We start from the raw sequence: 11247 nt of genomic DNA, 5'->3' as shown, positions 1-11247 counted from the left end.
TGTCCGATCTCACGAGAGTTGTCGGTTGGTGAGACAGAACATCCCCGGAAAGGCGGGTGAGTGGTGCGCTGCCGAAACTGCCGGTTGTCTCACGAAACTTGTCGGTATTCGCGTTTCGTTCTCACCCTGCCTAAAAGGTCGGGCGGACCGTTTCGGCGCGACAGGTTCCGGCAGGGGGTTTCGGCAGGTGCGCGACCGGCGTGTCGTGCAGTCGGCCGGTGACCGCGGTGCGCCTGCCGGAAACGATCGTTTTCGGCAGCCGGTGATACGCGGACTGCGAAGCGACGGATCGCACCGATGAAGCTGATGGCCCAAAGTGCAGAGCCTGGAGGATGACCGAGCTGCGCGCTACCTGCTCAAGGCACTATCGGGTCGAACGCTGCGCTGAGAAAACCCACTCGAGCCCAGCTGCTCTTCGATCAACCCATCCGATGAACAGATCGTCGTAAGCCCTCACTGCGCGGTCGAAGTCATACAGGGGCACAATCTGTTGAACCTGACCAGCACTTCTACCGAAGACATATCCGTGCCCATACATCGAGGACGGCGACGCACCATTGCGTGCAAGGTACTTCGCGATGCGAAGCGAGATCTCATGATCCTCAGGTGTCGACGAACTGTCATAGGCAATCGTCGCTGCTACAGACAGCGCCGTGTGCCCAAAAACGTTGGGAAGTACGTCGACCGCAGCACCCAACTCGCACAATGCTACGACGGCACCTAGCTGCGCCTTGCTGGCAGCGCAGTACAAAGCCGTGTCACCTTCCCCATCTACAGCATTCAGATCAGCGCCTGCGAATCCGAGCATCTCGATCGACGACACAGACCCGCGCGCAGCCGCACCCATTAGCGGACGCTGACCGCTCAGCGCACGGGCATTGGGGTCTGCGCCTTGAATCAGGAGTAGACGTAACGCCCCCGTCCATCCTGCAGCGGCAACGAGTAGTGCCCCTTAAGGTGGTGTAGCCCGCGGTGGCCGGCTCGTCGCTTACGACGTAAGCGCGGTCACCGTGTGATCCTTCGAGAAGTCTCTAACCTCCACTCGAAAGGCATCATCACGATGACCGCACTTCATATTGTCGACCCTGCGAGCGTGCTCGCTGAAGCTTTGACCGACGCGTCGCCAGATCTGATGCGCAACCTGTTGCAAACCACGATCAACGCGCTGTTGTCCGCTGATGCGGACGCCGTCGCCGGCGCGGAATGGGGCACGCCGAGCCCGGACCGTGTCGCGCAACGCAACGGCTACCGGCACCGCGACCTCGATACCCGTGTTGGGACGATCGATGTCGCGATCCCGAAGCTCCGAGCGGGCACGTACTTCCCGGAGTGGCTGCTCGAGCGCCGCAAACGCGCCGAGACCGCGCTGATCACCGTCGTCGCCGACTGCTACCTCGCCGGAGTCTCGACGAGGCGGATGGACAAACTCGTGAAGACCCTCGGGATCCATTCCCTCTCGAAATCGCAGGTCTCGCGGATGGCCGCCGAGCTCGACGAGCACGTCGAGCAGTTCCGCCACCGGCCCTTGGGCGACGCGGGCCCGTTCACGTTCGTTGCCGCGGACGCGCTGACGATGAAGGTCCGTGAAGGCGGGCGCGTGATCAACGCCGTGGTGCTCGTCGCGACCGGCGTCAACGCCGACGGCCGCCGTGAAGTCCTCGGCCTGCGGGTCGCGACCAGCGAGACGGGAGCGGCCTGGAGCTCGTTCTTCGCCGACCTCGTCGCCCGCGGGCTCTCCGGAGTTCGTCTGGTCACCTCCGACGCTCATCACGGCCTCGTCGAAGCGATCGCGGCGAACCTGCCTGGCGCGGTCTGGCAGCGATGCCGCACCCACTACGCGGCGAACCTGATGTCCGTGACGCCGAAGGCCATGTGGCCGGCGGTCAAAGCGATGCTGCACTCCGTCTACGACCAGCCCGACGCTGCCGCGGTGAACGCCCAGTTCGACCGGCTCCTGGACTACGTTGACGGCAAGCTCCCCGATGCGCACGAGCACCTCGACACGGCGAGAGCGGACATCCTCGCCTTCACAGGGTTCCCCGAGGGCCTCTGGCAGCAGATCTGGTCCAACAACCCCAACGAGAGACTCAACCGCGAGATCCGCCGCCGCACCGACAGCGTCGGCATCTTCCCGAACAGGGACGCGATCATCCGCCTCGTCGGCGCGGTCCTCGCCGAGCAGACTGACGAGTGGGCCGAGGGTCGCCGCTACCTCGGCCTCGATATCCTCGCCAAGTCCCGTCTCACCCTCATCCCCGACACCGGAACCGAGGAGGTGAGCGATCCCGTGCTCGAGCTCACCGCCTAACCAACACCCGAAGGATCACCAACGGCTACACCACGTCCTGGGGCTTGACCCGGCAACGGCATGGATGATGCTGTTACCTCGTTCGCCAGATAGATCTGTACTTGGCGCTGAGGCTGATGCTCCGGACTTGAGCAAGAACTCGAAGAGATCGAGGTTCCGTGGGCCGATCGCGTATCTCAAGACACCATCGCCGTCCTCATCTGTCGCGTGCACGTTCGCGCCCTGTTCTATCAGGCATCGCACAGCGGCCTCGTCCCCTGAACCGCATCGCCCCAGCAGTTCGGCTGATAAAGAATCCATGCGGTCAAGATATCGGAGCCAGCCAAGTCATCGACGCCACAGACGGGATGACGAGGATGCTGGTATCGCGCGAAGCTCGCGGGTTGTCGAGGCTACGCATCCCAGTAGGTCAGTAGACCAAGAAGACTTTCAGCTTCGGTTCGACGCAATCCTCACGCTGATCACCGGCGGAATCTGGCTCATTTGGATCTTCGCGCGCGAGATGCGCCGCACGTAGCGGTAGGCCTGCGACTTTAATACTGCACGGCAGTCCAGTCGCTCGAATCGCAGAGCCGAGCAAGGTCGCCCGATCTAGTGGCCTTCGGGTTTCGCCTCATCTAAGAACTTTGGTTCGGCATCCACGGTGTCACGCAAATGAGGCTGCTGACCCGAGCACACTGCTTCCATGAATCGCTGAACCATTCGTGCGCGCTGGTCGAGGAACTCTTCGAAGTCGGGGTGCACTGCCGCTCGCAATTCACTGCCGGCTGGTTGCTCGTAAGGGCCAGCTGCTGCGACGACGGTGTAGGGCACGAGATGTGACTCAAGTCGATCCTTGATGTCACGCGGTTCGGGGGCGAACTCAGCACGCCTCTCCAGGTAGGTGATTGGGTCAAGCCGACCGATGGTGCGGTTGGTCTTCCAGGTGATGAGCACGCAGTTCAGCGCCAGCATCGAGTCAAGGCCTGCCTCGGTAAGTAGCTGGTTCGGGAAGACGTGGTGATACTCGCGCCTGGTCACATTCTCGGCTGAGATAGCAGTGTCGTCGGCGAAGTCGCGCGCTCCGAAGTAGTTCGCAGCCGCGAGAATAGCTCGGGGAACGGACCGCCTCTGTTTCGGCCATGAAGCGTTCCTCAGCTCCCGGACGCCCGGCAAGGGGAACAGCTCTTCGTCAAACACAGGAACGTTCGCCTCGTCGCCGCCCGCAAGCACCTCCGCGAGCGCCTTGTGATCGGCCGCCGCACGAGAGGCAGCGGTCGCCTCGTACCGGTTAGTGAAGAATGATCGCCACGCATACTTGCGCATTAGACGATCTACCACAGCTCGACGGTCTCCCTCCTCGGGCTCGTCTGCGAGTAGCGCAGCAATAACCGGCACTGGGATTGCAGACGGAAGCCGCTCCCCGTCGAAGATGCGCATCGACTCAACCGTCTCCACCGCGCGCCGGAGACCGCGTGTCATGCGTCCCCAGTTCTCAACGAAGACGGAGTAGTCCATGTCGAAGTAGCCACGCTGACTGGGCACTTTCCCTTGGAGTAGCGCCGAGGTCTGCAGGACGGCGCTGTCGAGGTCAATGAGATGTCTCAAACGTGGAAGCGTTACATCGAGTTCCGCTTCCATCTCTTTGAGCCGCCTACCTGTCGCGCCTTCCAACTCAGCGACGACGATGTCGTAGGCGGAGAGTGGCTTCGCGTTTGTGTTCATATTCACGAAGACGGACAACGCGATGTCCTTGGTTGTTGTCGCAGGAAGACGCAGGTACGGAAGATTGAAATGCCTGACTGTCTCCCGCCGCTCCGCGATCAGCTTCTTGAGCCGATCACGGAAAGCCGTCGCCTCGACCAGCAGTCGTTTGTACTCCACGATGTCGGCCACGTCTTCGCTCGGCTCCAGGTAAGCAGTGGCGTGCTCAACCCACTCCGCCGTCTCGTCACGCGTCGGGTCTAGAAGCCTCACAGGGATAAGACCTCTGTAGAGACAGTCGCGCGGTGAATCAGCCCAGATCGGGAACCGCGCATCGTTCTTGTCCCGCCACCGCTTCACGACACGGACAGACTCTTCCTCATCATCGTTGCGCGGCTCATCGTCAAGTTCCGGAACGTGCAGGAAGTAGGTGTACTTGTCGTCGTTGTCACGAAGCGCCCGGTACAGCGCTGTGAGGCGCTGTTGTCCATCAAGCAGATGCTCAGTAACCGCTTCGCTGGTATCCGGAGCAGTGTGTAGAGCACGGGAGACGAACTGCTCCTTATCTCCGACGTTCAATACCAGCGCAACGCCCAGGGGAAGATCATGGGTGATTGTCTCCAGCATCGACCGGACCCGTTTCGGTTCCCAGGCGACACCGCGCTGAAAGCTCGGCAACCGGAGCTTGCCCATGTCGATGCTGACAAGCCAGTCATTCAGCGTCCGATTCTGCGCCTCGCTACCTGCACCCAAGATTTACTCCATCCTCAAGACATCTGTTCGAGATCACGCTAACGGACGTCCTCACTCAGAAACCCCCACCGGAGCTAGGTTGCGAAGACCCTTTGCGGCGAGGCGTCTGAGTCACCTTTGATCCCCCGCCGCTAACGATCGATCGTTTTCGGCAAGTGCCTGCTTAGTTCGGTGAGCCTCGCTCAGGACTTTTGGGCGCCGGCGCCCTCCGCAGCGGTCGGCTGGTCCTCCTGGTGGATCACCTCGAGGTCGATGACATCAGCGTCGCTGGCCGCTGAGCGGTGGTCGGGCTTGGTCAATTCAAGGCTTGCCAGATGTCTCTGCAGTCGCTTGGACATCGGGAGGAAGGTACTGAGCGTCAGCCCGCCAGAGAACACCGCCCCGAGCACAGGGATTGCTTTCGCGATTCCGCCCGCGAAAAGCTTCTTGGTCATGCTTACCCCGAGGTATCCCGCGACCTTCTTGACGATGGGGTAGAGCACGCCCTTGGTTAGCGCCTGTTGCGGGAGCTTCTTCGCCACATTCGCGGCGATCATGGCCGCGACCTTTGACACTCCGCCCTGGGCGAGCTGTACGCCGAACATGACACCAACAAAGAGGATCAGGAGGCTCTCTGTTGCCTCATCCAACTCCTCGTCGTCAGCGAAGAGGTCCGGCCAGCCGTAGATGTATGCGAGCTTCTGCGAAACCCGAAGCATGTGGCTCATGTACTGGGCGAGATCGGCGGGAACGGTGCCGATCATTGCGAGCCCACCAGGGATGCCGGCAAGCGCTGACAAGCCAGTGACCTTGCTCGTCTCGTATCCAATGGAGGTGTTCGCTACCTCCTTGATGACCTCAGGTGATATTCCGGCTGCAGCAGGGTTTTGAGAGATCGCTCGGTCGATCTGCTCGTCGGTGCAGTAGCGCCTTAGCGCTTTGCGGAGGTACGCAGCACGATTGATTCTTACGCCGGGCAACTTTGCGGCTGCATCCAACACCTGCGAGAACTTCGTTCCTGAGTTCTCTACTTCCCCAGATTCCACCATGAGGCCAATGCTACTGAGCAGCAGCTCGATCGATCTCTCCTGCTAGAGCCGATCGATCCAGGTGTCCTCTGTGCGATCATCCCAGCTGCTGCCGGTCGACACGCGTGCCTGATTCGCGATTCGGGATTGAAGGCGCGCGATCAAACGATGAGCGGTCGCGCCGTCGAGCTGCCCAACCGACGTGATGCGCGTCCCCGTGACCTCGGCGACGAGTTCGAACTGCTCGCGAGCAGTTCGAACCTCTAGCGACTCGAAGAGAGATCGGATCTCAGACCGCTGAAGATCCGACATCATCACGGGTGCAGTGGGTGCGTCTTCCGTTGATGGATCATCATCGAAAAGCGAGAGCATCTGTCTATTTTCGCAGTCGTCGTTGCCGAAGCCTGAGGGGCGGGCTTACTAGTACGTCACTGACCAGCGCCGGTAGGCGAAGTCGGCGTCTGATTCCTCGAGAACTTGCGCTCGGACGTCCGGGTTCGTGAAGTCCAGGACGCGCAGCTCGCCGTCGATGCGTGAGATGGATTCGATGCGGTGGTACTCGTCGCCGTATATGGCGGCGTAGCGAGCCATGCCGTGTAGCTTCCAGATCGCGTCGGGTAGCCAGTGTCCGTGGGGATCGACGATGTTGGCTCGGACGCCTTCGTCACTGTCGACGAAGAAGAGGAAGTCTGGCCGCAGTGTTCGCCAGTCGCCGTGTCGGTCTTGGTAAGCGATGCTCATCGAGTCTCGCCCGCCAGTGGGATTTCGATACCAACCGAGGAGATTTCCTCGGGCGATCTCCGTGTCAAGTACGGCGATTTCATCGGGGTTGAGCTTTCCGACAGGGAACATGCCTTCGTCGTCGGCCAGGAGGTGCAGGGCTCGCCGCTCTAGGAGCTGCTGGGTCTCTCCGATAGTGCGCTTCGTCTCTTCCTGCCGGTTCTTCGGCAGGGCGACAGAGATCAGCTGAGGATCGGTGCTCATAGCGGTGATCTCCGCGTAAAGACTCTGGCGCGATTCGGAAAGCGCCTTGATCGCGACCCGATACCCCGAGAGCCATTCCTGCGCGATTGCGTCGGCGGCTGCATCTAGTGCAGGTCGTGTTTGCGGGAGCATCGCAAGCGCAGCGACGCGCACGTTTGCATCGCGGTACGCGTCCTCGTCTTCGGCGTCGTTGGCCAGGTGCTCCACGTAGGTGCGCGCGACGTCGGGAGTGATCGTGCGGGCTCCGGCGCGGTAGGCGTCTTGAATGGCACGGTCGTCTGCGACCTCGGTCCAGGACTCGTCGCGCCGCAGGCCGTGACGAGTCTGCCCGCGCACGGTGCCGCCTTCGACAGTCAGCACGTTCTCCACCGCTTTGCTGAACTCTTTCGAGTACTGCGCGGCAAGACCGTTCAGGACGCCGTGGAGGCGCTCATGGGCTAGCTTGCCGGCGTCGGGCACGAGCCGATCGGCTGCCAGAGCGTGAGCCAGCGAGGTAACCCGTTTGATTGGGTTGGCGTGCTTGCGTGGAAGGGTCTCGGCGGGGAGGGATCCGAATCGCTCCCACACTTCATCAGAAATCGCCGGGTTCGCCGTCATTACCTGTGGGTCGATGAGTATGCGTTGTCCGGTGCCGCCGTCAGAGTCCATGAGGTCGCTCCCCATGATCTTTTCCAGCACGAGACTCGCCGTGGCCTTGTTGAAACGCGGCAGGATGCACTCGACGCTATTCAATAGGTCGTCCCCCTCCACACGGCGAGCGAGCGGAGTGCGGATCATTCGGCCGAGAAGCTGGGTGATGTGGGTTTCGTCCTTTGCGGGGCGGAACGAGACCATGACCTCAGCGCGCGGGCAGTCCCACCCCGTGCTGATCGCATCTTTTGCGAGCAGCACTCGAATGTAAGAAGCGTCCTGCACGCGCTCTGGCGAGACGTACGGGACGTTGTGGGCACCGAAGGTCTGCGCGGTGTGCTCACCAAACACATGCGCGATCGCGTCGGACTCCAGCTCTGGCCATTCATCAAGGATCACGTCGATAGCTGAAGCGACCTCCGCAGGTGCTGGCTTGTTCGGTACTTGCAACACCATGAGCGGTTTGATCGGCTCGTCATCCTGCTCCGCGGCGTACGTCGCCCACGCAACGGAGAGTGCCTTGACCTTGCGGACTCCTCGCCGCAGAAGGACCGTGTTGAAGTCGCCCGTCTCCGCGGGGAAATCGAGCACGATGTCATCTTTCAGGAGCCCGGACTCTTGGATTCTCACCGGGTCGACCTGAACAGTTCCGAGGTGCACTCGGTTTGCCTGCACTTCGGCCGCGTTCATCGCTTCTTCGAACCGCTGCACGGTCGCGGAGACACCCCAGACGATCGGCACCGGCGGGACGCCACTGTGTCCGTTGATGAGGCGCTTGACGATCGTCGGGGTGTCCGACGGTCGCTTACCCATCCCGCGGTGCGCCTCGTCGAGCACCATATACAGCGTCAGATCATCGTCGTCGATGGTGCTGCGCAGCGTGTCCCAGAACGTGAACGGCACCGTGTCGGGGTGCGACTCCATGCCGGCGAGAGTGTTGGTGTCATCGTGCCCTCGAACCAGGAGACTGTTCTTGGAGAGCTTTGAGGTGTTGAGGAAGTACACCCGGCCCGGTTGCAGCTTCGGATAGCGGAAGGGGTGCTCCACCGTCACGAGACGGTTGCGCAACCTGTCCGATGCTTGCTCTAGACGATGCCGGGTCTGCTGGTTCAGCGCGGGATCGTCGCTGAACCACAGCACAACGGCGCCGGGATCCGGAACCACACTGAACTCATCGTTTCCCCAGAAAAGTGCCTCGATGACCGCGGCGGCCATCACCGTCTTCCCGGCACCCGTCGTGGCGGTTAGAGCGACGGAAGACACTCGCTTACTAGCGCTGCGATAGAAATCACGCGCGGAGGCCAGCTCCCGGAGGGTGTCCCCTACCGCGTCTGACTGGTAGTCCTTCAGAGTGAAGCGCATCAGAAGTCACCCGTGCTTTCGCAGTTGCGGAGATAGTCCTCGTAGAGGCGAACTGTCTCTATCCGGGGTAGCTCGCTGGCGACCTGTTGATACCGGCCTTCATCGTCCGTCACGATGTAAGCGATTCGGATCCCGTCTCGTTCCCGCAGCGCATCAACGAACTCCGCGGCTTGGTCAAGGTCACGCAGGACGCCATAGCTGTCGACCACCGCGAAGCCCTGATCGACAGAATCGATTCGGGCTCCACGCGCACCAGCCCGAAGCCACAACATGGGAGCGATTGCCGCGAAGGCGCGGTCGGTGCTCACCATGAATGGCGATTCGTATGTGAGCGTGAAGAAGGCAGCGTTCTCCGCAAAGCCGTCCGCGATGGGGAACTCGTCGACGAATCTGTATTCGCCTTTGATTGGCCCCCCGGTCGCGGTTGCGCCTGTGATTGCAGCTCGAATACGTGGTTTCGTGATGTAGTCACAGATGCCCCATTGCTCCCATTCAGGATCCCCGGGGCGGAGGCCCTGCGCACGGAGCTTCCCTTGCTCCTCCGCCGATACTTCGTTGTTCGTCACGGAGATGCACTGGCGCGAACCGCCGTACTGCTTGTTAAGTCGCATGACCGCGTGAGCGGTCGTGCCGGAGCCGGAGAAGAAGTCCACGACAACGGCATTGGGGTTGTCCGCGATGAAGAATCGAAGTGCATCCTCAACTGCGTACAGGCTCTTTGGGAAGGGGAATTCTCGTCCTGGGAGCAGCGAATCGCGGAGCAGTCGGGAACCGTACTGCGTTGCGTCGTGAGACGAGATCCTCCACTGCGTCCCGGGCACGGCTCGAACCAGATCAGTTTCGTCGCGTTCGAAGGTCAAAGATCCGTCGGGCCCTTGGCCGGTTGGGGTGTACTCGCCGTCGACGATCTTGGCGTACTCGCCGTCTTTGAGGATGGAGACGACAAAGCCGCGTCTCGCGTTGCCGCTGATTCGAACCCGCCCCTGTGCGAGTCTTCGCTCAAATTCCTGACTGCTCCACATCCATCGCCCTTCCGATCCGTCCTTGCGGAGGGGGAGAACGGCGACAGCGCCCTCAACAAGGGGTGCATCCGAGACCCCCGTGGGAAGCGGTGTCCCAACTGCTTTAACTTTGGGGCCGGCGGGATCGACGTAGATCGGGTAGAAACCTCCGGGAGAGTCTTGTCGCCTGGCACCACCGCCAGACCGGCGCAGCATGTCCCACCGTGGCGCTCCAGTGTGAGTGCGGCCCTTGGACGAAACCCACTCCCTCGACAGGGCAACACGCTGGGCCACAGCCCCCCCAAGCCTGACGAAATAGATGTACTCGTCGACGCGGCCGAAAGATCCCATCCGTGCAGAGGCAGCCGGGTTGATCTGCGAGCTGACCATCTGAATGTCCGCCTCCGGGAAGGTTTGCTCCAGCAGCAGTCCAAGCCGCAGATACTCCTTCTCGTCGATGCTCACGATGAGAACTGAATTGGCCGGTTTCAGGAGCCGCTTCGCGAGCTTGAGTCGCCGCTCCATGAAGGCGAGCCACTTCGAATGCCGGTAGAGATCGTCGCCCTCTACGTAGTCGTTGTTGTACTTCCAATCGCGTGCCCCCGTGTTGTACGGCGGGTCGATGTAGATCGCGTCTACGGCCCTCTCGTGAGTGAAGGTGAGCTGCTCCAGGACGTGGAAATTTTCGCCGTTGATAACAGTGTGGAAGGGCTTATCGCCGCCACGAGCGACCTCACCGTCCGGGCGCAGGCCCGGATAGATGCGATCACGGAACTCGGCTACGAGAAGGAGATCATCGAGTGGCGCCGAGGAGGTCTCGACGTCATCGCTGGCGGGTGTTGAAAGCACAGCCTCACCGTCAGCGATTGACTCGACGCGCCAAAGACGACGGTCTCCCTGTCCTCCCGTCCCTCGGGGTGGAAGGATCCGAACCTTGCTTCCCTTACGGATCTTGTGGCCAGCGAGCTCGACGGCTTCGGGAGCGTGGCGCTCAAAATTCAGACCGAACGGAAGTCGCTTCTGTAGCGGCTGGATCTCTTCCTCGAGATCCTTGGCGAGTTGCGGATCGAGCTGACTGGCAGCACGCAACAGGTCGGAAAGCCGCGACATCTCAACCCTTCGTAGGCAGACGAGAATGAGCCCGCAGCCGCTCCAGGCGTGCGGCGCGAACTCGTCTTCAGCCTAGTGGCCGCTGCGCCGCGCCCAGCAGTGAGCCGGCGCCCCCTCGGGGCGAGATTGGTTACTAGGCGATTCCCTATGGTCGTCGCGTCGTTGTGCACATCTGCCGAAAACCGCCGCCAAATGCGGACAATCAGCCGAAACCCTCTGCCCATTGGGACTTACGACTGACGTTACCGGCAGGCCCGAAGACGTGGTGAGTGCTGTCGCGCCAGAAACGATCGTTTGCGGCAGGGAGATGGCGCCGCCGCGATCCGACAGGCCTCCTGAGACTCCGCCACTTTCGTGAGACGCTCCGACACCTTTCGTGAGACTCCGACACTTCTCGTGAGATCGGACA

6 protein-coding genes are annotated in these 11247 nt (G+C 61.5%); 1 reads left to right on the top strand and 5 read right to left on the bottom strand.

The genetic code is table 11. The annotated features are described in order from the left end of the window. Positions 1–1060: 1060 nt before the first annotated feature. Positions 1061–2308 carry an IS256 family transposase gene (locus E0W80_RS18695; RefSeq protein ID WP_131494507.1) on the top strand — a complete coding sequence of 416 codons (1248 nt, stop codon included), beginning with the start codon at positions 1061–1063 and terminating at the stop codon, positions 2306–2308. A 591-nt stretch (positions 2309–2899) separates the two neighbouring features. On the opposite strand, the gene E0W80_RS18690 is transcribed toward E0W80_RS18695, so the two are convergent. From E0W80_RS18690 to E0W80_RS18670, 5 genes are all read right to left on the bottom strand, one after another. Then, positions 2900–4744 (bottom strand): DUF262 domain-containing protein, encoded by a 1845-nt coding sequence (locus E0W80_RS18690; protein ID WP_131494506.1) that lies wholly within the window; start codon positions 4742–4744, stop codon positions 2900–2902. A 182-nt stretch (positions 4745–4926) separates the two neighbouring features. Next, positions 4927–5772, bottom strand: coding sequence for a hypothetical protein (locus tag E0W80_RS18685; protein ID WP_131494505.1), 846 nt, complete (start codon positions 5770–5772; stop codon positions 4927–4929). Positions 5773–5814: 42 nt separating this feature from the next. Continuing rightward, complete coding sequence (locus E0W80_RS18680) at positions 5815–6123, bottom strand: hypothetical protein (RefSeq protein WP_131494504.1); 309 nt, start codon at positions 6121–6123, stop codon at positions 5815–5817. A 48-nt stretch (positions 6124–6171) separates the two neighbouring features. After that, positions 6172–8727 carry a DEAD/DEAH box helicase family protein gene (locus E0W80_RS18675; RefSeq protein WP_131494503.1) on the bottom strand — a complete coding sequence of 852 codons (2556 nt, stop codon included), beginning with the start codon at positions 8725–8727 and terminating at the stop codon, positions 6172–6174. After that, positions 8727–10838, bottom strand: coding sequence for a DNA methyltransferase (locus E0W80_RS18670; RefSeq protein WP_131494502.1), 2112 nt, complete (start codon positions 10836–10838; stop codon positions 8727–8729). The genes E0W80_RS18675 and E0W80_RS18670 overlap by 1 nt, the downstream gene beginning before the upstream one ends. Positions 10839–11247: the final 409 nt, after the last annotated feature.

Source organism: Microbacterium sp. PI-1, assembly GCF_004337555.1.
Taxonomy (GTDB): domain Bacteria; phylum Actinomycetota; class Actinomycetes; order Actinomycetales; family Microbacteriaceae; genus Microbacterium; species Microbacterium aurugineum.
The sequence above is the reverse complement of the archived record's forward strand: the minus strand, read 5'-3'. Positions and strand labels throughout refer to the sequence as shown.